23 protein-coding genes and 2 pseudogenes are annotated in these 21,772 nt (G+C 71.5%); 9 read left to right on the forward strand and 16 right to left on the reverse strand.

Annotated features, from left to right (window positions below):
• Positions 1–2 precede the first annotated feature (2 nt).
• The 6 genes from WJ438_RS16685 (at position 3) to betT (ending at position 5,174) form a co-directional block, all read left to right on the forward strand.
• Positions 3–434, forward strand: coding sequence for a hypothetical protein (locus tag WJ438_RS16685; protein ID WP_406725962.1), 432 nt, complete (start codon positions 3–5; stop codon positions 432–434).
• Between the two features lie 17 nt (positions 435–451).
• Positions 452–673 (forward strand): hypothetical protein, encoded by a 222-nt coding sequence (locus WJ438_RS16690; protein WP_406729974.1) that lies wholly within the window; start codon positions 452–454, stop codon positions 671–673.
• Positions 624–1,163, forward strand: coding sequence for a tetratricopeptide repeat protein (locus tag WJ438_RS16695; protein WP_406725963.1), 540 nt, complete (start codon positions 624–626; stop codon positions 1,161–1,163). The genes WJ438_RS16690 and WJ438_RS16695 overlap by 50 nt, the downstream gene beginning before the upstream one ends.
• Before the next feature lie 30 nt (positions 1,164–1,193).
• Positions 1,194–1,472: a GlsB/YeaQ/YmgE family stress response membrane protein gene (locus WJ438_RS16700; protein ID WP_406725964.1), complete on the forward strand. Its 279-nt coding sequence runs from the start codon at positions 1,194–1,196 to the stop codon at positions 1,470–1,472.
• A gap of 763 nt (positions 1,473–2,235) precedes the next feature.
• Positions 2,236–2,523, forward strand: a complete 288-nt coding sequence (locus WJ438_RS16705) for a hypothetical protein (protein WP_406725965.1) — start codon at positions 2,236–2,238, stop codon at positions 2,521–2,523.
• A gap of 374 nt (positions 2,524–2,897) precedes the next feature.
• Entirely contained in the window at positions 2,898–5,174 is a 2,277-nt protein-coding gene (betT, locus tag WJ438_RS16710; protein ID WP_406725966.1) for a choline BCCT transporter BetT, read from the forward strand.
• A gap of 98 nt (positions 5,175–5,272) precedes the next feature.
• Here betT and WJ438_RS16715 read toward each other — a convergent pair.
• The 5 genes and pseudogenes from WJ438_RS16715 to WJ438_RS16735 all read right to left on the reverse strand — a co-directional run.
• A pseudogene (locus tag WJ438_RS16715) lies at positions 5,273–5,897 on the reverse strand (IS5 family transposase); the annotation flags it as partial.
• Between the two features lie 211 nt (positions 5,898–6,108).
• Positions 6,109–7,734 carry a chaperonin GroEL gene (gene groL, locus WJ438_RS16720; protein ID WP_406725967.1) on the reverse strand — a complete coding sequence of 542 codons (1,626 nt, stop codon included), beginning with the start codon at positions 7,732–7,734 and terminating at the stop codon, positions 6,109–6,111.
• Positions 7,735–7,851: 117 nt separating this feature from the next.
• Positions 7,852–8,160: a co-chaperone GroES gene (gene groES, locus WJ438_RS16725; protein WP_037939482.1), complete on the reverse strand. Its 309-nt coding sequence runs from the start codon at positions 8,158–8,160 to the stop codon at positions 7,852–7,854.
• A gap of 240 nt (positions 8,161–8,400) precedes the next feature.
• Positions 8,401–9,153 carry a polysaccharide deacetylase family protein gene (locus WJ438_RS16730; protein WP_406725968.1) on the reverse strand — a complete coding sequence of 251 codons (753 nt, stop codon included), beginning with the start codon at positions 9,151–9,153 and terminating at the stop codon, positions 8,401–8,403.
• Entirely contained in the window at positions 9,150–10,082 is a 933-nt protein-coding gene (locus tag WJ438_RS16735; RefSeq protein WP_406725969.1) for a polysaccharide deacetylase family protein, read from the reverse strand. The genes WJ438_RS16730 and WJ438_RS16735 overlap by 4 nt, the downstream gene beginning before the upstream one ends.
• Before the next feature lie 112 nt (positions 10,083–10,194).
• Here WJ438_RS16735 and WJ438_RS16740 point away from each other — a divergent pair, with 112 nt between their 5' ends.
• A complete protein-coding gene (locus tag WJ438_RS16740) occupies positions 10,195–11,415 on the forward strand; it encodes a THUMP-like domain-containing protein (protein ID WP_406725970.1) in 1,221 nt (406 codons plus the stop codon).
• A 46-nt stretch (positions 11,416–11,461) separates the two neighbouring features.
• Here WJ438_RS16740 and WJ438_RS16745 read toward each other — a convergent pair whose 3' ends face one another.
• The 3 genes from WJ438_RS16745 to WJ438_RS16755 form a co-directional block, all read right to left on the reverse strand.
• Positions 11,462–12,724 carry an RNA polymerase sigma factor gene (locus WJ438_RS16745; RefSeq protein WP_406725971.1) on the reverse strand — a complete coding sequence of 421 codons (1,263 nt, stop codon included), beginning with the start codon at positions 12,722–12,724 and terminating at the stop codon, positions 11,462–11,464.
• 85 nt (positions 12,725–12,809) lie between these two features.
• Positions 12,810–13,166 carry a YciI family protein gene (locus tag WJ438_RS16750; protein WP_406725972.1) on the reverse strand — a complete coding sequence of 119 codons (357 nt, stop codon included), beginning with the start codon at positions 13,164–13,166 and terminating at the stop codon, positions 12,810–12,812.
• A gap of 289 nt (positions 13,167–13,455) precedes the next feature.
• Entirely contained in the window at positions 13,456–14,511 is a 1,056-nt protein-coding gene (locus tag WJ438_RS16755; RefSeq protein ID WP_406725973.1) for a LacI family DNA-binding transcriptional regulator, read from the reverse strand.
• Positions 14,512–14,680: 169 nt separating this feature from the next.
• On the opposite strand from WJ438_RS16755, the pseudogene WJ438_RS16760 reads away from it, so the two are divergent.
• Positions 14,681–14,860, forward strand: a pseudogene (locus WJ438_RS16760) (hypothetical protein); the annotation flags it as partial.
• 69 nt (positions 14,861–14,929) lie between these two features.
• Here WJ438_RS16760 and WJ438_RS16765 read toward each other — a convergent pair.
• The 4 genes from WJ438_RS16765 to tsaB are packed head-to-tail and all read right to left on the reverse strand — an operon-like array spanning position 14,930 to position 17,523.
• The gene (locus WJ438_RS16765; RefSeq protein ID WP_406725974.1) at positions 14,930–15,187 is read right to left on the reverse strand and encodes a hypothetical protein; all 258 of its coding nucleotides are present in this window, start codon (positions 15,185–15,187) and stop codon (positions 14,930–14,932) included.
• Positions 15,184–16,305 (reverse strand): tRNA (adenosine(37)-N6)-threonylcarbamoyltransferase complex transferase subunit TsaD, encoded by a 1,122-nt coding sequence (gene tsaD / locus WJ438_RS16770; protein WP_406725975.1) that lies wholly within the window; start codon positions 16,303–16,305, stop codon positions 15,184–15,186. The genes WJ438_RS16765 and tsaD overlap by 4 nt, the downstream gene beginning before the upstream one ends.
• Positions 16,298–16,873, reverse strand: a complete 576-nt coding sequence (gene rimI / locus WJ438_RS16775) for a ribosomal protein S18-alanine N-acetyltransferase (protein ID WP_406725976.1) — start codon at positions 16,871–16,873, stop codon at positions 16,298–16,300. The genes tsaD and rimI overlap by 8 nt, the downstream gene beginning before the upstream one ends.
• Entirely contained in the window at positions 16,870–17,523 is a 654-nt protein-coding gene (gene tsaB, locus WJ438_RS16780) for a tRNA (adenosine(37)-N6)-threonylcarbamoyltransferase complex dimerization subunit type 1 TsaB (protein WP_406725977.1), read from the reverse strand. The genes rimI and tsaB overlap by 4 nt, the downstream gene beginning before the upstream one ends.
• A gap of 140 nt (positions 17,524–17,663) precedes the next feature.
• Between tsaB and WJ438_RS16785 the strand changes: the two genes are divergently transcribed.
• On the forward strand, positions 17,664–18,239 hold the full coding sequence (locus WJ438_RS16785; protein ID WP_406725978.1) for a hypothetical protein: 576 nt from the start codon (positions 17,664–17,666) through the stop codon (positions 18,237–18,239).
• 23 nt (positions 18,240–18,262) lie between these two features.
• Here WJ438_RS16785 and WJ438_RS16790 read toward each other — a convergent pair whose 3' ends face one another.
• From WJ438_RS16790 to alr, 4 genes are all read right to left on the reverse strand, one after another.
• Positions 18,263–18,454, reverse strand: a complete 192-nt coding sequence (locus WJ438_RS16790; RefSeq protein WP_406725979.1) for a hypothetical protein — start codon at positions 18,452–18,454, stop codon at positions 18,263–18,265.
• 190 nt (positions 18,455–18,644) lie between these two features.
• On the reverse strand, positions 18,645–19,151 hold the full coding sequence (gene tsaE, locus WJ438_RS16795; protein ID WP_406729715.1) for a tRNA (adenosine(37)-N6)-threonylcarbamoyltransferase complex ATPase subunit type 1 TsaE: 507 nt from the start codon (positions 19,149–19,151) through the stop codon (positions 18,645–18,647).
• Between the two features lie 162 nt (positions 19,152–19,313).
• A complete protein-coding gene (locus WJ438_RS16800; protein ID WP_406725980.1) occupies positions 19,314–20,528 on the reverse strand; it encodes an alpha/beta fold hydrolase in 1,215 nt (404 codons plus the stop codon).
• Between the two features lie 41 nt (positions 20,529–20,569).
• Positions 20,570–21,742 (reverse strand): alanine racemase, encoded by a 1,173-nt coding sequence (alr, locus tag WJ438_RS16805; protein WP_406725981.1) that lies wholly within the window; start codon positions 21,740–21,742, stop codon positions 20,570–20,572.
• Positions 21,743–21,772: the final 30 nt, after the last annotated feature.

A 21,772-nucleotide genomic window follows, 5' to 3' on the forward strand; every position in this document is an offset into this window, starting at 1 on the left:
CGATGAGGAGTCTGGCAGTCCCGGGGGACGGCCAGGGAAACTCGCGACTGGTCACCGACGCGGAGCTGCATGTGTCGGCCGAACTCTTCCCGCAGGCCCTGGGCGAGGGCCTGAAGGGATTCTTCGAGCGGGCGCTGCACCGGGACGTGGAGCAGCGCTACGACAGTCCGCGGCAGGTGCAGGAGGCGTGGCGGCAGGTCTTCCGCAGGGCGGACGCGGCGCCTCCCGCGACGGCTCCGGCCACGGTCGGTATCGGTGCGGAGGACCTGGAGGACGCCCGCGAGCAGGCGGCCGAGGAGCCGACATCCGTCTCGAACGAGTTCTCCGGCGGCGACAGCGACGCGGTGGTCCAAGCCGGGACCGTGCATGGTGGTGTACACGTGCACGGCCCCGATCGCTCCCTCCCCCGCCCCGCCAACTCCCCTAGGCGGTAACAGGTTTCGTCAACCGCGTGCACGAGTTGGCCGCACTGGCCGTGTTCCGGGAGCACGGCATCAGGCGGGGCGAGGGGATGAGTCTGCTCAGCCTCGCGACGTGCGCCCGCTCCCGCGACGACCACGCGGACGCCGCCGCGCTCTCCCGCCGCGCCATCGACGTCTTCCGTTCGATCGACGACCGGTGGAGTGAGGCTTGGGGCGCTCCCCCTCGCCGAAAGTCTCGGCGAGCTGGGTGAGTTCCACGACGCGGAGGAGCGCCTCGGGCGAGCCCTGGAGACGTTCCGCGAGTTCACCGATCGGCGCGGCGAGGCGTCGACGCTCAGGCGTCTGGGAGACGTGTCCCTGGCACGCCGCGAGTTCGCCGCCGCCCGTGACTTCTGGACGCGGGCCGCGGGTCTCTGCGAAGAGCTCGGCGACGCGCTTTCCGGCACCCTGCGGAGACCGGTGGAGGACATCACGGACGCGAGGAGCAGCGCGCGGCCCTCTCGGTGCGGCCCGCCGCCCTCGCCACGCAGAGCGTCTACCGGCACTGGGGTGGAGGAAGGCCGGCAGGAAAGGCCCTCTGGCCGGCGTCACACCGCCCTACTGGGACATCTACGTCCGCGAACTGGGCGTTCCGCGCCAGTAGTCGGGCCCGTTCCCCTGCGGGGTGCGTTCCGGGGCGGTCATGGGTGCGGTTCACAGAAAAGGTTTGTTCGGGCGCGGACGGTACAGACGAGGAACTGACACAGTCTTCATGACAGGACGGAGACAACAATGGGCATCATCGCGTGGATCGTCATCGGCCTGCTCGCCGGCGCCATCGCCAAGTTCATCATGCCGGGCAAGGACCCCGGTGGCATCATCATCACCATGCTCATCGGCATCGCCGGCGGTCTGCTCGGCGGCTGGCTCGGCAAGGTGATCTTCGGCGTCGACTCCATCGACGGGTTCTTCGAACTCTCCACCTGGATCGCCGCGATCGTCGGCTCTCTCATCCTGCTCGCTCTTTACCGCCTCATCACCGGCAACCGGCGTTCACACCGTCACGCCTGACCCCCTGATGGCGCCTCTGGACGGCTCCCCCTCGTTCGCAGGGCGGGAGCCGTCGGGCGTGTACGGACGGGGGCGCGTGTACGGACGGGGCGCTGGAGCGGCCGGTTCGGACGGCGCAGAGAGGTCCTCGCTCAGGGCCTGCGGAAAGAGCCGTGCCATGCCCACATGCCGCGCGCGCAGCAGAGCCGCACCGCTCGCAGCCGGCTCGCCCGCGCTCATACGGGTCAGGCCGCGGCGAGCGGCCCAGTGGCCCAGTGCGATCTCCGCGGCGCCTCACCGGCCTCGGTGATCACAGCGGAACTCCCAGGTCAGCGCACGTCCCCGGCGACCGGTTCGGGAGGTTTTCAACGGGACGGATCGTGACGTCACGGGCCCTCCGGCCGGCCGGAGTGAGGGGATGGGCGGACTTGACCGTCGGTGAAGAGCTTCTCGGCAAGAGGATCATCAAGACCCGCCCACCTCGTGGCGACATTCAGCTCGCCCGGTGGGAGTCGGTCTCGACCTTCACCTGCTCGCGGTGCACCTCGGCAAAGACCGCACGTCTTGTCGCCGTCCACGGTGGCTCTCTCCTGTGCAACGGTTGTCACGGACGCATGGGTGCCTCGGCTGCGGAGAGCGATCAGCAAGCGCGGAAGGCACCGGTGGGCCGTCGGCGGCCTCCACGTCTCCGTCGGCGGTCGCGGATGCCCGGGCGTCGTCCCGTCAGGCCGAGGACCTCACGCGGGTCGTCGTAGAGGAACGTGGCAGTGGGCTGCCCTACTCGGTGATCAACACCGGGCGCGCCGTCGAGTGGAAGTTCCCCGTGCGTGCCGAGCATCTCCTGCACGGCACGGGCCCCGTGCCGGCCGAAATGGCGGATCGGACCTCCCCTCATGAACCACTGGACCTCACCTTTCCGCGAGGGCGTCGCCGCATCGGGGTCCTGGACCGGGCAGGCGTCGCCGCGTCGATCGGACCGGTCGGCGACGCGTACGACTGTCAGTCTTTTCGCACCGGATCCCGCAAGGATCAACGCGCTGATGGAGCCGCGATCGGCCTCTTCAAAACCTAGGTGATCAAGCCGCGGCGGCCCTGGCGCTCCCTCGCCCAGGTCGAGCCGGCCACCGCCGAATGGACCGACTGGTACGACCACACCCGGCTCCACGGTGAGATAGGGCACATCCCGCCCGCCGAACCCGTCCGCCGAATACGAGGCCAACCACTACCTGAGCACCACGAAAGCCCAGGTCACAACCAACATCTGAGATATCTACCGACCCCGGAGCGGTTCACGGAGATCATTTCGTTAGGAGTTCTAATGGCTAGGTGGGCCCCACGACAGGGTGCCCACTGTGCACGGCCTCCCCCATCCCTTCGGATCGAGGCCGCGGACGTCTGCCCGCACCGACGCCCGCCCAGACTCATCGCCGACAGGAGGAGGACCGCATGCCCGAAGCCGCAGACACGCCCCGCCCCGGGGGCGAGCCGCCGAAGGCCCCGATCGAACGCCGTCACCTCGGTGGCACCGAACGGCGGCGCCACGGCCAGGAGGCCGAGAACCGTCCTCCCGTCTCCAGCCAGGAGCTCAGCAAGGCCCCCGCGGAACTCATCGAGGAGCCCGGCCCCAGGGTCAACTGGCGCGTCTTCGTCATCGCCTCGGCCGTCATCGTCGCCTTCTCCCTCTGGGCCATGCTCGTGCCCGCGCACGCCAGCGGCACCATGCAGACCGCGGTGGCCTGGATCGCGGAGAACCTCGGCTGGTTCTACGTCCTGACCGTCACCGTGGTGATCGTGTTCGTCCTCTGGGTCGCGCTGTCCAAGGAGGGCTCCGTCCGGCTCGGCCCCGACCACTCCCGGCCGCAGTACAAGCTCTTCACCTGGGTGGCCATGCTGTTCGCCGCCGGCGTGGGCATCGACATGCTCTTCTACTCCGTCACCGGGCCCATCACCCAGTACATGGCTCCGCCGGCGGGCGAGGGCCAGACGGGCGCGGCCGCCCAGGACGCCGTGGTCTGGACCATGTTCCACTACGGCGTGGCCGGCTGGGCCATGTACTCGCTGCTCGGCATGGCCATGGGCTACTTCGCCTACCGCTGGGGCATGCCGCTGTCCATCCGGGCCGCCCTGTACCCCCTGCTCGGCAAGCGCGTCCGCGGCGGGATCGGCGACACCATCGACATCGTCACCCTGGTCGGCACCGTCTTCGGCGTCGCCACCTCCATGGGCATCGGCGTCGTGCTGCTGAACGTCGGCTTCGCCTGGCTGTTCGGCCTCCAGGAGGGCCTGGCCCTGCAGATCGCGCTGGTGGTCGTGGCCGTGATCATGACCATCGCCGCCTGCACCTCGGGCGTGGACAAGGGGATCCGGCTGATCTCCGAGCTGAACATCTGGAGCGCGGCGGCCATGCTGCTCTACATCCTGGTGACCGGACAGTCGGCGTTCCTGCTCAACGCGCTGGTGGAAAACATCGGCCGGTTCATCTTCTCGCTGCCGGACCGAACCCTGCAGACCTTCGCCTACCAGGAGGGGGGCTCCGAGTGGATGGCCGGCTGGACCCTGTTCTTCTGGGCGTTCTGGCTGGCCTGGGGCCCGTTCGTGGGCCTGTTCCTCGCCCGCATCTCCCGCGGCCGGACGCTGCGCGAGTTCGTCATCGCCGCCATCACCGCTCCGGTGCTCTGCGACTTCCTGATCGTGAGCATCTTCGGCAACAGCGCCATGTACCAGGTCCTGAACGGGAACACGGAGTTCGCCCAGCTGGCCATGGACAGCCCGGAGGAGGGCTGGTTCGCGCTGCTGGAGTTGTTCCCCGGCGCCGGCTTCCTGATCGGCCTCGGCACGCTGTCCGGATTGCTGTTCTACCTCACCAGCGCCAACTCCGGCGCCATGGTGATGTCCAACTTCTCCTCCTCGATCCCCAACCCGTCGCAGGACGGGGCGAAGTGGCTGCGCATCTTCTGGGCGGTGCTCACCGCGGTGCTGACCATCGCGATGCTGGTGGCCGGCGGGGTCACCACCATGGAGTACGCGACGCTCATTTTCGCCCTGCCGGTGACGGTCATCGCCTGGCTGGTGATGGCCTCCTTCTCCAAGGTCCTGCGCATGGAGCGGGCCGAGCGCGAGGGCCGGGTCCTGCGCCGGCAGTCGACGGCGGCGCACGGCGGCCACGTGCCCGAGCGCACCTGGCGCCAGCGGCTGGAGCGGATGCGCTCCTACCCCTCGAAGAAGCAGGTGGCCCAGTTCATGGAGCGCACCGTGCAGGCGGCGCTGGCCGACGTGGTCCGCGAATTCGCGAAGCAGGGCTACCAGGCCACGCTGGACCTGGCCCCGAACGAGCACACCGGCATCTCCGGCCACGCGCTGGTGGTCACGATCCCCGAGCACCGCAACTTCCACTACCAGGTGCAGACCGTCGAGGCCCCGGTGCCGATGTTCGGTGGACGCATGTCCCGCCAGACGGACGTCTACTACCGGGTCGAGGTGTTCACCCAGACCGGCTCCGAGGGCTACGACCTCATGGGCCTGTCCCACCAGCAGGTGATCGACGACGTCCTGGACCGCTACGAGGCGCACCTGGGCTTCCTCACCTACTCCACCGAGCACGACTACGCCTCGGTGCTCACGCCGCCGATCGTGACCGCCACGGGCGCCATCTCGGTGGTGGAGCCCGCGGAGCCGCAAGGCGACGCCGGTGCGGACACAGCGGGCAGCGGGCCGAAGGCGTAGGCGCCGCTCCACCGGACGCCGGTGCCCGCGCCACCCGCTTCGCAGCCCCACCGCTTCACCACGCCACCACTTCCCAGCGCCAGCACTCGCTGATCGTTTCAAAGTGAGGTTCGGAGTCGTCTCCAGCAGATGATGCCGCAGGCGAGTTGGAGCAGGCCGAGGTGGAGGTCGGCGCGTATCTCGTAGCGGGTCCGCAGCCGTTTGAACTGATGCGGCCGGGCGAGGGTGCGCTCGGCGCCCCAGCGGGTCTTCCCCAGGCCGGGACCGTGGGCGGTGCCCTTGCGGGCGGTCTTCGGTGTGATGCCCCGGGCTCGAAGGAGGCGGCGGTACTTGTCGTGGTCGTCGCCGCGGTCGGCGATCAGTCGTCCGGACCGTCGGCGAGGCCGTCCACGGGTCCCGCGGAGGTGCGGTATCGCGTCGAGCAGAGGCATGAGCCGGGTGGCGTCGTGACGGTTTCCGCCGGTCAGAGACACGGCCGGCGGCGTTCCGTGCCGGTCGGTGATCAGGTGGTGCTTGCTGCCCGGGCGGGCCCGGTCGACCGGCGAAGGTCCGGGGTGAGCTCCCCTTTGAGCGCCCGTGCGTGCGAGCCGTCGATCGCCGCGTCGTCCGTCTCCAGCAGTCCCGCCTTGCGCAGTTCACCCAGATGACCTCGTGCAGACGCGGCCGGGGGCCCGCCTCGGTCCAGTCCCGCAGCCGTCGTCAGGCCGTCACTCCGCTGCGGCCGATGCGTCCGGCCGGCACATCGGCCCTGCACCAGGGTGGGAAGCGCCTGGTCTTCTGCGAGGCGGCTCTGGCGGAACCCAGAGCCGGGCCGGTTCCTGCTGCGGCAGGACGGCTGACCGCACGGGAAAAGCGGGAAGGCCCCCGCTCCGGGACCGGATCTTGCGTCCGGGGCCGGAACGAGGGCCTTCTGCGAGCGGGTCGCTCAGTTCGCTCAGTGGGCGTGGCCGTGGCCGTGGCCACCGGCGGCCGGCTCCTCTTCTTCCTTCTTCTCGACGACCAGGGTCTCGGTCGTGAGCAGCAGGGAGGCGATGGAGGCGGCGTTCTCCAGGGCGGAGCGGGTGACCTTGACCGGGTCGATGACGCCGGCCTTGATCAGGTCGCCGTACTCGTCGGTGGCGGCGTTGTAGCCGCTGCCCTTCTCGAGCTCGGCGACCTTGGAGACGATGACGTAGCCCTCGAGGCCGGCGTTCTCGGCGATCCAGCGCAGCGGCTCGACGGCGGCGCGGCGGACGACCGCGACACCAGTGGCCTCGTCGCCGGTCTTGTCGAGGTTGCCCTCGAGGACCTTGACGGCGTGGACGAGCGCGGAGCCACCACCGGAGACGATGCCCTCCTCGACCGCGGCGCGGGTCGCGGAGATGGCGTCCTCCAGACGGTGCTTCTTCTCCTTCAGCTCCACCTCGGTGGCGGCGCCGACCTTGATGACGCACACGCCGCCGGCCAGCTTCGCGAGGCGCTCCTGGAGCTTCTCGCGGTCCCAGTCGGAGTCGGTGGTCTCGATCTCGGCCTTGATCTGGCCGACGCGACCGGTCACGTCCTCCTTCTTGCCGCCGCCGTCGACGATCGTGGTGTCGTCCTTGGTGACGGTGACGCGGCGGGCGGAGCCCAGCACGTCCAGGCCGACCTGGTCGAGCTTGAGGCCGACCTCCTCGGAGACGACCGTGGCGCCGGTGAGGACGGCCATGTCCTGCAGCATCGCCTTGCGGCGGTCACCGAAGCCGGGGGCCTTGACCGCGACGGCGTTGAACGTGCCGCGGATCTTGTTCACGACCAGGGTCGACAGGGCCTCGCCCTCGACGTCCTCGGCGATGATCAGCAGCGGCTTGGAGGCGTTGGCCTGGATGACCTTCTCCAGCAGCGGCAGCAGGTCGGCGATGGAGCCGATCTTGCCCTGCGTGATGAGGATGTACGGGTCGTCCAGTACGGCTTCCATGCGCTCCTGGTCCGTCACGAAGTACGGCGACAGGTAGCCCTTGTCGAAGGCCATGCCCTCGGTGAAGTCCAGCTCCAGACCGAAGGTGTTGGACTCCTCGACGGTGATGACCCCGTCCTTGCCGACCTTGTCCATCGCCTCGGCGATGAGCTCGCCGACCTGCTGGTCCTGGGCGGACAGCCCGGCGACGGCGGCGATGTCGGACTTCTCCTCGATCGGGCGCGCCGAGGCGAGGAGGTCCTCGGCGACCGCGGCGACCGCGGCGTCGATGCCCTTCTTCAGGGCGGCCGGGGAGGCACCGGCGGCGACGTTGCGCAGGCCCTCGCGGACCAGGGCCTGGGCCAGCACGGTCGCGGTGGTCGTACCGTCACCCGCGATGTCGTTGGTCTTGGTCGCCACCTCCTTGACCAGCTGGGCACCGAGGTTCTCGTACGGGTCCTCGACCTCGACCTCGCGGGCGATCGTGACACCGTCGTTGGTGATGGTGGGGGCGCCGAACTTCTTGTCGATGACGACGTTGCGGCCCTTGGGGCCGATCGTCACCTTCACCGTGTCGGCAAGCTTGTTGACGCCGCGCTCAAGGGCGCGACGGGCGTCCTCGTCGAACTTCAGGATCTTCGCCATGGCAGCGGGAGCCCTCTCGGAAATCAGGGGTGAAAAAACACTGCGCCCCGGGCCCCCGGCTCAGTAAGCGTGTCGGGACCAGGGGCGCAGTTCGGAGCAAATCTGCTACGAGGTGACTTACTTCTCGATGATCGCGAGAACGTCGCGGGCCGAGAGGACGAGGTACTCCTCGCCGTTGTACTTCACCTCGGTGCCGCCGTACTTGCTGTAAAGCACGACGTCGCCGACCTTCACGTCGAGTTCGACGCGCTTGCCGTCCTCGATGCGGCCCGGACCGATGGCCAGGACGACGCCCTCCTGGGGCTTCTCCTTGGCAGTGTCCGGAATGACCAGGCCCGAAGCCGTGGTCTGCTCGGCGTCGAGCGGCTGGACCACGATGCGGTCCTCGAGCGGCTTGATGGCAACCTTGGAGCTGGCGGTCGTCACGATCCGACCTCCCCCTTCGGAGATCTCGGGGTTAACTGTCTGAGGTGGCGACCAGGTCGATCCGTCGTCGCGGGTGCCGGACCTGCCCGTCGCGTGTGTTGGCACTCTCCAGGGGGGAGTGCCAGACCCGAGACTATGACCGCGATTAGCACTCGGTCAAGCGGAGTGCCAATTCACTGTGTCGCGTCGTCGCCACCGCCGGCCTCCCGGCAGGTGTGAACGCCCGGGAAAGCACGCCCTTCAGTGCGTGATGTAGTCCTCCAGGCGGCCGACCTTCAGCCCCTGCTCGTCGAGGTGCCGCAGCAGGCGTGTCGTCCGTTCCGCCAGGGTCAGGGGCGGGGTCTCGCCGGCGGGGACGGAGATGATGTCGCCGGGGGCCGGGCGGTGGGTGCCGCGGGTGTACGTGAGGGTGCCGTCGCCCTTCAGGGTGGCCCGCCAGAGCACGACCGCCGCGATGCCGCAGTCGGCGGCGGCCCGGAGGGTCGTGGCGTCGTACGTGCCGTAGGGCGGGCGGAAGAGGTGGGGGCGGATGCCGAAGCGGGACCGGAGCTTGCGCTGCTGGCCGCAGATCTCGGCGCGCTGACCGGCGTAGGGCAGGCCGCGCAGGGCGGGGTGGTCGAGGGTGTGGTTCTGCAGGCTCGCCCCGACCGCACGCAGGCGGGCGAAGTGGCCGTAGCCCGGCCCCACCACACTGTCCGTGAGGAACATGCTGACGGGAAGGCGGCGTTGCCGTACGAGGTCGAGGAAACGGGGGTCGCGTTCGGCGCCGTCGTCGTAGGTCAGGAAGACGACCCTGTCCCGGGTCGGGACGTGGTCCACGACGGGCGGGAGGGTCGGATCACGGTGGCCGGGTGACCGGCCCGCGCCGTCCCCGGCCCCCGTCTCCGACTCGGTCCCTCGAACCGTCGGGCCCGCGACCGCCCGCCCGGCCGGCGAGCCGCAACCCGCCAGCACCGCCAGGAGAGCCGCCACGGCCGCTCCCCGCCGGATCACAGGTAGTCCTCCAGGCGCCCCACCGCGTACCCCTCGGCCGTGACCTTGTCCAGGAAGCGGCGGATCATGTCGGACATGGTGCCCTTCCACTCGTTCCGGCCCCGGAAGTGGGTGAGGACGATGTCACCGGGGCGCAGGTCCCGGTCCCACTCGCGGTAGTCCCAGCGGTCGACGAAGACCTCCTCGTTCCACAGCGGGGCGTACTCGATGCCGCAGGACTTGGCCGCGCGCAGGGTGTCCTTGTTGTAGTTGCCGAACGGCGGGCGGAACAGGACGGGGCGATGGCCGTACCGCTCCTCGATGACGTCCTGCATGCCGCAGATCTCGCGCTTCTGGCGGGCGTAGGACAGGCCGGGCAGGTACGGGTGGTTCAGGGTGTGGTTGTTCAGGCCGACGCCCCGGTTCCGCATCCTCTCGAAGTAGCCGTAGTCCTCCTTGATGACGTAGTCGCTGAGGAACGCGGTGTACGGGATCTTCAGCTCGCTCATCATGCGCAGGAACGCCGGGTCCTTCTCGGCACCGTCGTCGATGGTGAGGAAGACGACCTTCTCGTCCGTGGGGACGGTGGTGAAGACCGGGGGAAGGCCCAGTTCCCGGTGGCCGTCGACCTCGAAGCCCTTACGGGTGGTGATCCTGGGTTTCTCCTCCGGCGCGGGCGGGGCGGTGAGGGGCACCTGCTTGAGCCCCCAGCGCTTGGCCACGGCCACCCGCGCGGCGTGCGCGGCGCGCAGTTTGGTGGCGTAGGAGTCGAGCGCGCGGGCCGGGGGCGCGTGGAGGGGCTGCTGTCCGCCCTCAGCCGGGTCCGGGGCGGAGGAGTCCTTTCCGCAGCCCGCGGCAAGAGGGGCGAGGGTCGCGAGGGAGAGCACGGCGACACCGGCCCGCACACCACGCCGCGACCGCCTTTTGTCGTTTTGTCCTACTACTCGCATGGAGCCGGATCCTCGCAGTCCACCGCCCCGGACCCGGCCCGACACCGCGGCCGGCGGCACACCGTCCACCGACTGGCCCACAGTGGGCCCGCGCCTGCCGCACAATGGGCCGGTGAAAGACCGCACCCCGCTCTCCGCCTCGCCGCTCGCCCCGCTCCTCACCCCCGAGGGCCGTGCCCTCCTCGACGAGGTGCGCGACACCGACCCGGCGCGGGAGCTGGCCGTCGCCACCCGGCTGCGCCGTGAACATCCGGCGGAACTGGTCTCGGCCGCGCTCGGCCAGGCACGCCTGCGGCAGCGGGCGGTGGCGAAGTTCGGGGCCGAGGACGCCGCGCGCATGTTCTTCACGCCGAACGGGGTCGAGCAGTCGACCCGGACGAGCGTGGCGGCGTACCGGGCGCGGCGGCTGAAGGAGCGGGGCGTGACCTCGGTGGCGGACCTGTGCTGCGGGATCGGCGGGGACGCGATCGCGCTGGCCCGCGCCGGAATCCGGGTACTGGCGGTGGACCGGGACCCGCTCACCGCGGCGGCGGCCCGCGCGAACGCGGAGGAGCTGGGCCTGGCCGCGCTGATCGAGGTGCGGGAGGCCGACGTCACGGAGGTGGACCCGGCCGGTTACGACGCCGTCTTCGTCGACCCGGCCCGACGCGGCGGCCGCGGCCGGGTCTTCGACCCCGAGGCCTACTCGCCCCCGCTGTCCTGGGCGATCGAGACGGCCCGCAAGGCGCCCCGCGCCGCCGCCCTGAAGATCGCGCCGGGCATCCCGCACGAGGCCGTCCCCGAAGACGCGGAGGCCGAGTGGATCTCGGACTGCGGGGACGTGAAGGAGGCGGTGCTGTGGTTCGGCACCGGGCGGGCCGCCGCCGGGGCGGGCAAGGCCCCGGCGATCCGGGCGACCCTGCTCCCCGGTCCCCGCACACTCCCCTCCCACGGGCTGCCGGACCCCGCGGTGCGTCCGCCCGGCCGGTACCTGTACGAGCCCGACGGCGCCGTCATCCGCGCACACCTCGTCGCCGAGGTCGCCGAACAGCTCGACGGCGGACTCATCGACCCGACCCTCGCCTACGTCACCGCCGACGAGCACCGCCCCACCCCGTACGCCACCGCCTACGAGATCACCGACCGGCTCCCCTTCAACGTCAAGAAGCTGAAGGCGCTGCTGCGTGAGCGTCGGATCGGCACGCTGACCGTCAAGAAGCGCGGCTCGGCGGTGGAACCGGAGGAACTCCGCCGCAAGGCCCTGCCCAAACCCCACGGCCCCGAGTCCGTCACGGTCTTCCTCACCCGCGTCGCAGGCGCCCCGACGATGCTGCTGGGGCACCCGGTGCGGTGAGGCCCGCGGGCCCGGCTCAGGACCCGATGCTCGCCCGCCCCGAGGGTCAGCTCCCCTCCCCCGCCCGTCGCAGCAGCATCTCCCGTTCCCGTTCGTTCCTGGTCAAGGACGCCGCCCGCGCGAACTCCGCGCGGGCCTCCTGCGTACGGCCGAGGCGTGCCAGGAGGTCGCCGCGCACGCTCGGCAGGAGGTGGTACTCCCGGAGCGCCGGTACGTCGGTCAGGGCGTCGACGAGGGGGAGGGCCGCGGCGGGGCCCTCGGCCATGGAGACGGCGACCGCGCGGTTGAGTTCGACGACCGGGGACGGGGCGCGGGCGGCGAGGAGGCCGTAGAGGGTGGCGATGCGGGGCCAGTCCGTCTCCTCGTAGCGGTACGCGTGCGTGTGGCAGGCGGCGATGGCGGCCTGGAGGACGTACGGGCCCGGGGCGCCGCCGGAGGTCGCGTCGGCGCGGGCGAGGGCGGTGACGCCGCGGGCGATGAGCATGCGGTTCCAACGGGCCCGGTTCTGGTCCTTGAGCAGGACCGGTTCGCCCGTCGGACCGGTGCGGGCGGCGGCGCGGGACGCCTGGAACTCCAGCAGCGCGGTGAGGCCGTGGACTTCGGGTTCCTCGGGCACCAGCCCGGACAGGACGCGGGCCAGCCGCAGCGCGTCCTCGCACAGCCCGGGGCGGAGCCAGTCGTCTCCGGCGGTGGCCGCGTACCCCTCGTTGAAGATCAGGTAGATCACGTCGAGGACCGACTCGAGGCGGGCCGCCCGGTCGGGGCCGTAGGGCACCTCGAAGGCGACGTTCTTGGTCGCGAGGGTGCGTTTCGCGCGCACGATCCGCTGGGCCACCGTCGGCTCCGGGACCAGGAACGCGCGGGCGATCTCGGCCGTGGTCAGGCCGCCGAGCAGGCGCAGGGTGAGGGCGATGCGGGCCTCGGCGGACAGGACCGGGTGGCAGGCGGTGAAGACGAGCCGGAGCAGGTCGTCGTCGATGTCGTCCGGGTCGGCGGGCTCCTTTGGCGGGGCGACCGTCGAGAGGTCCCGGCCGATCTCGGCGAGCTTGCGGGCGTAGTTCTCGCGGCGCCGGATCAGGTCGACGGCACGGTTCCGCGCGGTGGCCATGAGCCAGGCGCCCGGGTTGTCGGGCACCCCGTCCCTCGGCCACTGCTCCAGCGCGGCGACGAGGGCGTCCTGCGCGAGTTCCTCGGCGATGCCGACGTCCCGGACGATACGGGCCACGCCGGCGATCACCCGCGGGGACTCCAGGCGGAAGACGGTCTCGACGGACTGGCGCGTCCGGGCGGGGGTGGGCTGCGATGTCACAACCCACCATCAGACACCTCTGCGGCGCCGGGGCCAAACAGCAGCCCCGCCGACCCGTCGGGCCGCCGGCCCGTCGGGCCGGTGCTCAGCCCTCCAAGATCTCCCGCACCTCGCAGGTCACCGTCCAGTGCTCCTCGTGCACCTTCAGGAAACGCTTGGCCCACTCGATCGCCTCGGCCCTGTCCTTGGCCTGCATCAGCGCATAGCCCCCGATGACCTCCTTGGACTCGGTGAACGGCCCGTCGGTCACGGCCAGTTGTCCGCCCTCGTAGCGCACCCGGGTGCCCTGGGCCGTCGGGGTCAGCCCGGCGGTGTCCAGCAGGACCCCGGCCTTCGTCATCTCCTCGATCAGCTCGCCCATGCGCTGCATCAGTTCGGGACTGGGACCCTCCGCGGGGGCGTTGGACTCGTCGATCCGGACCAGGGAGAGATAGCGCGGCATGGTGACTCCTCGTGTCGTCGTCTCGTACGGGCCGGATCCTTCCCGGCCTCTCACCCCTGCGTCGAACGGGAGACGCCGGGATCGACACGCTCCCCGGATTTCCCGGAACTTTCTTCCGGCACGCCGCGGGTCACCGCGGCGACGCCCACAGCTCCTCCGCCTCCCGCTGGTCCGGCACCGCCCGATTGGCGTCCCAGGGTCCCGCGAGAGCCCCAGATTCGAAAATTTCGATTTCACGGGTGACAGTCCTCGGAAGCTCCACCGCAGGCGATCCGGGAGACCGAGAACGTCAGACCCCGGTCGGCGGCGCTCCCGTACTGCTGCGCACCACCAGGCTCGTGGCCAGTTCCACCCGGGTCGCGGCCGCCGCGCCCTCCCCCTTGCCCAGGTCGAGGACCAGCTTGGCCGCCGCCTCGGCCATCTCGGTCAGCGGCTGCCGCACGGTCGTCAGCGGCGGCCCCACCCAACGGGCCACCGGCAGATCGTCGAACCCGACCACACTCAGGTCCTCGGGAATCCGCAGGCCCAGCTCGCGTGCGGCCTCGTAGAGACCGAGCGCCTGGAGGTCGTTGCCGGCGAAGACCGCGGTGGGCCGGTCGTCGCGGCGCAGCAGGGCGAGGCCCTGGCGGTAGCCGGTCTCGTGATGGAAGTCGCCGGGCATGATCAGCCCGGGGTCCACCGGAAGCCCGCCGGTCTCCAGCGCGGCCCGGTAGCCGTCGATGCGGGCACGGCTGCACATCATCTGCGAGGGGCCGCTGATCGCCCCGATCCTGGTGTGCCCCAGCTCGACCAGATGCCGGGTGGCGGCGAGGCCGCCCTGCCAGTTGGTCGCGCCGATCGAGGGCACGTCGGTGCCCGGGTCGCCGGCCGGGTCCATCACCACGAACGGGATGGAACGGCTGGTCAGCAGCGCCCGCCCGGACTCGTCGAGGCCGGACAGGACGAGGATCACCCCGTGCGGGCGGCGCGCGGCGACCTGGTCGGCCCAGGTGCGCCCCGGCGTGAGCCGCCCCGCGCTCTCCGAGAGCACGACGCTCAGTCCGGCGTCCCTGGCCACGTTCTCCACGCCCCGGATGACCTCCATCGCCCAGGCGCTCTCCAACTCGTGGAAGACCAGGTCGATCAGCGGTGAGCGGGTGGCCTCGGCGCGTCGGCGCCGGTAGCCGTGGGAGCGCAGCAGCTCCTCCACCCGGCTGCGCGTGGCGGGGGCGACGTCGGCACGCCCGTTCAGCACCTTCGAAACAGTCGGCGCGGAGACGCCGGCCTCGCGGGCGATCTCGGCGAGGGTCGCAGTCTGCGCACTGCGCCCTCGCGTCCGGGTTTCATCGGGCTGCGAGGAAGTCATGGCGGCGATCGTATCCCTGCGGGCCCCCTTGACGCAGTCCTCCCCGCACCACGGACCCCCGGAACATTCGATATTTAATCCGAAATATTCGTGCCCCAGAGGGTAACCCAGGGCAGTAGCCCCACCGCTGACCCAGTCATGGAGGACGTTCGTGAGAGGGCCGCCCGTCCACCCGGACCTCTCGGCGTTCACCGACCGCTCGGGCCGACGGGTGGTCGAACCGGGCGCCCCGGAACTACGGTCGGCCGCCTCCAGCACGGACGTACGCCACACCACACAGCTCCCCCTCACCGACCCACCCCGCCAACTCGGCCCCGACCGACGCTTGTTGTGCGGGACGGGGGTGTCTGACACGGTGTGGCGGGGCGGCGGCCGGCCCAGGTGGCCAGGAGCCGGCCGCCGTCCGGTCGGACGCCGGTCAGTCCGCCGCCACCGACTCGAACCGCCACCGGTGTACCGTGCGGGTGACCAACTCGGCTCCCGGCTCCGGCAGTTCGGGAAGCTCCGCGTCGTACGGGGCGTCCCACCAGGTGATGACCAGGACCCGGTCCTGCGGAGCGCGGAAGGTCTCGCGGCGCAGCGGGGCGGCGGGCAGTTCCTGTGCCCGCGCCCAGGCCAGCAGGTCCTCACCCCGATCGGGCACCGCCCGCGCCTCCCACATCAACGCGACGGTCATGAGTACAGGTTCTCCCTGCTGACCTCGTGAACGTGGTCGTGGTCGTGAACGTGGCCATGGCTGTGGGTGCGGGCCTCGCCCGGGACGTGCGGTTCCGTCACCGGGAGCGACGAGTCGGCCGACAGGTCCCAGTCGGAGGCGGCCCGGCCCCGGGCGACCATCTCCGCGCCCAGGGCGGCCACCATCGCGCCGTTGTCCGTGCACAGCTTGGGGCGTGGCACGCGCAGCCGGATGCCGGCCGCCTCGCAGCGCTCCTGGGCCAGCGCCCGCAGCCGGGAGTTGGCGGCCACTCCACCGCCGATCATCAGATGGTCGACACCCTCGTCCTTGCAGGCGCGTACGGCCTTGCGGGTGAGCACGTCCACGACCGCCTCCTGGAAGGACGCCGACACGTCACGCACCGGGACCTCCTCCCCCGCCGCCCGCTTGGCCTCGATCCAGCGGGCCACGGCCGTTTTCAGGCCGGAGAAGGAGAAGTCGTACGCCGGGTCGCGCGGACCGGTGAGCCCGCGCGGGAACGCGATCGCGGCCGGATCGCCCTCGCGCGCGTACCGGTCGATGACCGGGCCACCGGGGAAGCCGAGGTTCAGCACGCGCGCGACCTTGTCGAAGGCCTCGCCCGCCGCGTTGTCGATGGTGGCGCCCATGGGGCGGACGTCGGAGGTGATGTCCGAGGACAACAGCAGCGAGGAGTGCCCGCCGGACACCAGCAGCGCCATCGTCGGCTCGGGCAGCGGCCCGTGCTCCAGCTGGTCGACGCAGATGTGTGAGGCGAGGTGGTTGACACCGTAGAGGGGCTTGCCGAGGGCGTAGGCGTACGCCTTCGCCGCCGAGACACCGACGAGCAGCGCACCGGCGAGCCCCGGCCCGGCGGTGACGGCGATGCCGTCCAGGTCCCGGGCGCTCACCCCCGCCTCCTTCAGCGCCCGGTCGATCGTCGGCACCATCGCCTCGAGGTGCGCCCGGGAGGCGACCTCCGGGACGACGCCGCCGAAGCGGGCGTGCTCGTCGACGCTGGAGGCGACGGCGTCGGCCAGCAGGGTGGTGCCCCGGACGACTCCGACACCGGTCTCGTCGCAGGAGGTCTCGATCCCCAGGACCAGGGGTTCGTCAGCCATGGGTCTCGGCTCCTTCTACGCCGTTCACGGGATTCACCGGGTTCACCGGGGTGGCCGGGTCGGTCAGCCGCATCACCAGGGCGTCCACGTTCCCCGGCTGGTAGTAGCCCTTCCTGACCCCGATGGTCTCGAAGCCGAAGCGCTCGTACAGCTTCTGGGCACGGACGTTGTCGATCCGGCACTCCAGGAACACCTCGGCGCACTCGAACGCGGTCGCCGCCCTCAGCAGTTCCGTCAGCAGCCGCGAGCCGAGGCCGGTGCCCCAGTGGTCCCGGGTGACGGCGATGGTCTGCACGTCGGCCACCCCGGTGGCATCCCCGCCGGACGCCCCGTCACCGTCGGGCGGCGCACCCGCGGCGGTGAGCCCCGCGTATCCGACGAGGCGGTCCCCCTCCTCGGCGACCACATACCGGCGGGTCGCGGCGGGCCCGCGCGCATGGGCCAGCTCGGACCAGAACATCCCCCGTGACCAGGCGTCCTCGGGGAACAGATCGCGCTCCACCTGGAGCACGGGTTCGATGTCCCACCAGCGCATCTCACGCAGTACGACGTTCTCGGGTCCTGTCACTTGGGGGTGACCACCTTGTAGTTCTTGGGGACCTGGGCATCGGGCCGGCGCAGATACAGCGGCCGGGGCGCGGGCAGTTCCTCACCCGCCGCCAGCCGCTCGGCGGCCAGCCGGGCGAGGGCGGCGGCCGACACGTGCTCCGGCTCGTGCGCCCTGGGGAAGGTGTCGGGGTACAGCAGCGCACCCGCGCCGACCGCGGGCAGCCCCGCGACCTGACCGGCGATGTCGGCGGGGCGGTCGACGGCGGGGTCGGTGAGGCGGGTGCGGGAGTCGGCGTAGCGCGCCCAGTAGACCTCCTTGCGGCGGGCATCGGTCGCCACGACGAAGGGGCCCCCCAGGTCGGCGGCGTAGGCGAGGCCGTCCAGCGTGCACACACCGTGCACGGGGACGCCGAGCGCGAGCCCGAAGGTGTCCGCGGTCATCAGGCCGACCCGCAGCCCGGTGTACGGACCGGGGCCGATGCCGACGACGATCCCGGTGACGGCGTCCATCTTCAGACCGGCTTCGGTGAGCACCCGGTCGATCGCCGGGAGCAGCAGCTCGCCGTGCCGGCGGGCGTCCACCTGACTCGACGAGGCGATGACGTCGTCGCCGTCGTGCAGCGCGACGGTGACGGCGGGGGTGGCGGTATCCAGAGCGAGCAAGAGCACACAAACAGCCTACGGCTCCCCACGGCCCGCGTCGGACGACCCGGTCGGTCGGTCACGTACTGCTACCGTCACATCGGCGGACGCACAATCCTGGATCATTCCCGACAATCAATGACACAAGAGGGACTGAGGTGACGGCGGTGGCAGGCAACAGCTCGGCGATCGTGGCGGGACTGACCGCAGCCGCCCTCGCGACGGTCGGCTTCCTCGGTCACCAGGCGGCGGCGAACGCCCCGGCCCACCCGCACCCCACCCGCGCGGGCACCGCGTCGGGCGCCGTGCAGGCGGACCAGGACACTGACGCCACCGACGGCACAGGCGACACCGGCGCCCCCACCGCACCACCCCAGGGCTCCGGCCGGGGCGCCCGGGTCGTGTACGCGCTGGACACCGACCGGGTGTGGCTCGTCGAGAGCGGCGGCAAGGTCAGGCGCACCTTCACGGTCAGCCCCAGCACGGTGGACCCGGAGCCGGGCACCTACCGGGTCACCTCCCGCTCCGGGAAGATCACCGGATCGGACGGCGTCCCGGTCGAACACGTCGTCCGCTTCGCCGACAACGACGGCACGGTGATCGGCTTCAGCGCGGCCGTCGACGGCTCGGCCCCGGAACTCGACCCGAAGGTCCGCACGGGCGGTGTCCGCGAGACCCGGGCGGACGGCAGGGCGATGTGGAAGTTCGCGACGATCGGCCGCAAGGTCGTCGTCGTGCGGTAGGTGCCGGAGCCTGTCCCTGCGGGTCAGGCGGCCTCACGGTGGGTACCGGTCGGCCGCGTGGGCCGCGACTGCGGCCGTGGCAGCGGCTCGGGAGCGCGGGGCGGGGTGGAGACCGCGGCGGCGGCCGCACCGGCGGCCAGCAGGTCACGCATCGAAACCCCGGTGAACGACTGCGGCCGTACCTCGGTCCTGCGAGAGCTCTCGGTGGCCGACATGGACGCCTCCTGGGGGCCGGGGGCGGACGTAGTTAGGTAGCCCTAACTACGAGCTGAATACCATGTGACCACGCCCGGGACACCGAATGCAACATTTTACCGACGCCTTGTCGGAACGTAAGGGGAACGTACGGGGGACGCGGCCTCCACCCGGCCTCCACGCGGCTCCCCCGGGCCGGTGCCTCCCGGGTCAGGCCGACAGCACGCTCAGGTCGGCGCCCACCCAGCGGGCGCCCAGACCGGTCAGCGTCACGTGCCGCACCTCGTCCGTCGTGTCGCCGACCGCGCGGTGGATGACGAGCTGGAGCCGGTCGTCGGTCAGTTCCTCGACCCTGCCCTCGCCCCACTCCACGACGATCACCGACTCGGGCAGCGAGACGTCGAGATCGAGGTCCTCCATCTCGTCCAGCCCGCCGGAGAGCCGGTACGCGTCGACGTGGACCAGCGGCGGACCGTCCCCCAGGGACGGGTGGACGCGGGCGATCACGAACGTCGGGGAGGTGACGGCACCGCGCACCCCGAGCCCCTCACCGAGCCCGCGGGCCAGCGTGGTCTTGCCCGCGCCCAGCTCCCCGGTGAGCATCACGAGGTCGCCGGCGCGCAGCAGCTTGGCGAGCCTGCGGCCCAGTTCCCGCATCTGCTCGGGGGAGTCGACGACCAACTGGACGGACGGGGGTGGCGCCGCGACTTCTCTCATCATCACTCACTCGCAGTAATACGGTAAACACACCCCGCAAGGGGTCGGTTCGGGCCGGACCGCAGCCGAAGGCTGGAAGCCACCCCCGTCAAGGGGAGGCGGAGTCACAGGCACCCACGGTAGCCGTGGTGGCCACCGTCCACCCGTCTCCCACCACCACCCTTACACGGCCGCGCTGCGCGCCTTCTCATACGCGCGGGCCAGCAGATCAGCGAGGCGGTCGGTGACGACTGCCGGCTGCTCCAGCATGACAAGGTGCCCGGTGCCCGGCACCAGCACCAACTCCGCGTCCGGCAGGATGTCCGCGATCGCCTCGCTGTGCTCGCTGGGCGTCACCAGGTCCTGCACCCCGGCCAGCACCAGCACCGGGAGGTCGGCGAAGTGGGCGAGGGCCTCGGTCTTGTCGTGGTCGCTGAACGCCGGATAGTACTCGGCGACGACGTCGATCGGGGTGGACTCGATCATCCGCTCGGCGAAGCGGGCGACGGCCGGGTCGATGTCCCGGGTCGCGAACGAGTACCGCTTGATGACCCCGGCGAACAGGTCCGCCGTGGCCCGGCGCCCCTTCTCCACCAGCTCGGCCCGCTGCCCCAGCGCCTTCAGCACCCCCGGCAGCACCCGCCGCACCGCGTTGACCCCGGCCACGGGCAGCCCGAAGTTGACCTCGCCCAGCCGCCCCGACGACGTACCGACGAGGGCGACAGCGACGACCCGCTCGCGGATCAGCTCGGGGTACCGGTCGGCGAGGGCCATCACCGTCATCCCGCCCATGGAGTGCCCGACCAGCACGATCGGCCCCTCGGGGACGGCGGCGTCGATGACGGCCTTGAGGTCCTGTCCGAGCTGATCGATGGTGACCGGCTCGTCCCGCTCGGTCTGGGCCGCGCCCCGTCCGGAGCGGCCGTGGCTGCGCTGGTCCCAGTGCACGGTCCGTACGACACCCCTGAGCGCGGCCCGCTGGAAGTGCCAGGAGTCCTGGCTGAGGCAGTAGCCGTGGCTGAAGACGACGGTGACGGGAGCGGGCGACTTGCGGCCGAACAGCCGGCGGCGCCGTGCGGGAGCGGCGGCGGGGTCGGGGTCCAGGTCGTCGACCTCGTAGTACAGCTCCGTGCCGTCCTCGGCGTACGCCTTCCCGGAGGTGCCGCGCAGCGAGCCGTAGGGCCCCGTGGAGTCGAGGGCGAGCCGGGCCTTCTTGCGCATGCCCCGGCCGACCGTCATCCGCTCTATGGCGACGCCCGCGGCGGCACCCGTCGCGAGCACGCCTATCGCGACGCCGGCGACGCCGGTCGCCCGGCGCCAGCCGCCGGGCGCCGCGGCGACGGAGTCGGAAGCCGCCGTGACGGCGGTCGTGACGGCCTCCGCACTGCTCTCGCTCACGTACGGCTCCTCTGTCGTTTCCGTGCCTGCCGTGTCCGCGTCTACGTCGTCGCGTTCACATGGACGCGCGGAACGCGGGTTCCGATCCGGGTGACGATCTCGTACCCGATGGTGCCCGCGGCCTGTGCCCAGTCCTCGACGGTGGGTTCGCCGCGGTCGCCGGGGCCGAAGAGGACCGCCTCGGCGCCCGCCCGGGTTTCGTCCCCGCCCAGGTCGACGGTGAACTGGTCCATCGCGATCCGCCCCGCGACCGTGCGCCACTTGCCCTCGACCAGCACCGGACCGGCGGAGGAGGCGTGCCGCGGGATGCCGTCCGCGTAGCCGAGCGGGACGAGACCGAGGGTGGTCGCGCCCGGGGTGACGTAGTGGTGGCCGTACCCGATGCCCTCTCCGCCCGGAACGTGCTTCACCAGGGCGAGGGAGGCGGTCAGGGTCATCACCTGGCGCAGCCCGAAATGGGCGGGGGTGCCGATCTCGGGGCTGGGCGAGACGCCGTACAACGCGATGCCGGACCGGACGAGGTCGAAGTGGCTCTCGGGGAGGGTGAGGGTGGCGGCCGAGTTGGCGATGTGCCGGACCTCGGGGTCGACACCCTGCTTCTCGGCCTGCGCCACCATCTCCCGGAAGCGGGTGAGCTGGGCGTCGATGGAGGGGTGCCCCGGCTCGTCGGCGCAGGCGAGGTGCGACCACAGGCCGACGACGCGCAGCAGTCCGTCGGCCTCGGCGCGCAGCGCCCCGGCGATCAGCTCGGCCCAGTCCCCGGGCACGCAGCCGCCCCGCCCGAGGCCGGTGTCGGCCTTGAGGTGGACGCGCGCGGGCCGTCCGGCGAGACGCACGGCCGCGGTGACCTCCTCCAGCGCCCACAGGCCGCTGACGGACACGTCGAGATCGGCCTCGATCGCTTCGCGCCAGGGCCCGCCGGGCGTCCACAGCCAGCACATGACGCGTACGTCGTCCGGCACTCCGGCGCCGGGCGCGCGCAGCGCCAGGGCCTCCTGCGGGGTGGCCGTACCGAGCCAGGTCGCCCCCGCCTCGACGGCCGCCCGCGCGCACGCGATCGCGCCGTGCCCGTAGCCGTCCGCCTTGACGACGGCCATGAAGGCGGCATCGGGCGCACACGCGCGCAGGCTCCGCACATTGGCACGCAGCGCGGCCAGATCGATCTCGGCGCGGGCCCGCAGCGTCGCGCCCCGCACAGCATCTGTCTCGTTCATCGCACCCCAGTCTCTCAGAGCGGTACGACA

This window comes from Streptomyces sp. GD-15H, from assembly GCF_045291515.1.
Taxonomy (GTDB): Bacteria; Actinomycetota; Actinomycetes; order Streptomycetales; family Streptomycetaceae; genus Streptomyces.

What these genes read in the sequence shown, in the direction of transcription:
- WJ438_RS16685 (WP_406725962.1), top strand. Translation starts at nt 3, where the DNA reads ATGAGGAGTCTGGCAGTCCCGGGGGACGGCCAGGGAAACTCGCGACTG.
- WJ438_RS16700 (WP_406725964.1), top strand. Translation starts at nt 1,194, where the DNA reads ATGGGCATCATCGCGTGGATCGTCATCGGCCTGCTCGCCGGCGCCATC.
- betT (WP_406725966.1), top strand. Translation starts at nt 2,898, where the DNA reads ATGCCCGAAGCCGCAGACACGCCCCGCCCCGGGGGCGAGCCGCCGAAG.
- groL (WP_406725967.1), bottom strand. Translation starts at nt 7,734, where the DNA reads ATGGCGAAGATCCTGAAGTTCGACGAGGACGCCCGTCGCGCCCTTGAG.
- WJ438_RS16735 (WP_406725969.1), bottom strand. Translation starts at nt 10,082, where the DNA reads ATGCGAGTAGTAGGACAAAACGACAAAAGGCGGTCGCGGCGTGGTGTG.
- WJ438_RS16750 (WP_406725972.1), bottom strand. Translation starts at nt 13,166, where the DNA reads ATGCCGCGCTATCTCTCCCTGGTCCGGATCGACGAGTCCAACGCCCCC.
- WJ438_RS16755 (WP_406725973.1), bottom strand. Translation starts at nt 14,511, where the DNA reads ATGACTTCCTCGCAGCCCGATGAAACCCGGACGCGAGGGCGCAGTGCG.
- WJ438_RS16765 (WP_406725974.1), bottom strand. Translation starts at nt 15,187, where the DNA reads ATGACCGTCGCGTTGATGTGGGAGGCGCGGGCGGTGCCCGATCGGGGT.
- tsaD (WP_406725975.1), bottom strand. Translation starts at nt 16,305, where the DNA reads ATGGCTGACGAACCCCTGGTCCTGGGGATCGAGACCTCCTGCGACGAG.
- WJ438_RS16790 (WP_406725979.1), bottom strand. Translation starts at nt 18,454, where the DNA reads ATGTCGGCCACCGAGAGCTCTCGCAGGACCGAGGTACGGCCGCAGTCG.
- tsaE (WP_406729715.1), bottom strand. Translation starts at nt 19,151, where the DNA reads ATGAGAGAAGTCGCGGCGCCACCCCCGTCCGTCCAGTTGGTCGTCGAC.
- alr (WP_406725981.1), bottom strand. Translation starts at nt 21,742, where the DNA reads ATGAACGAGACAGATGCTGTGCGGGGCGCGACGCTGCGGGCCCGCGCC.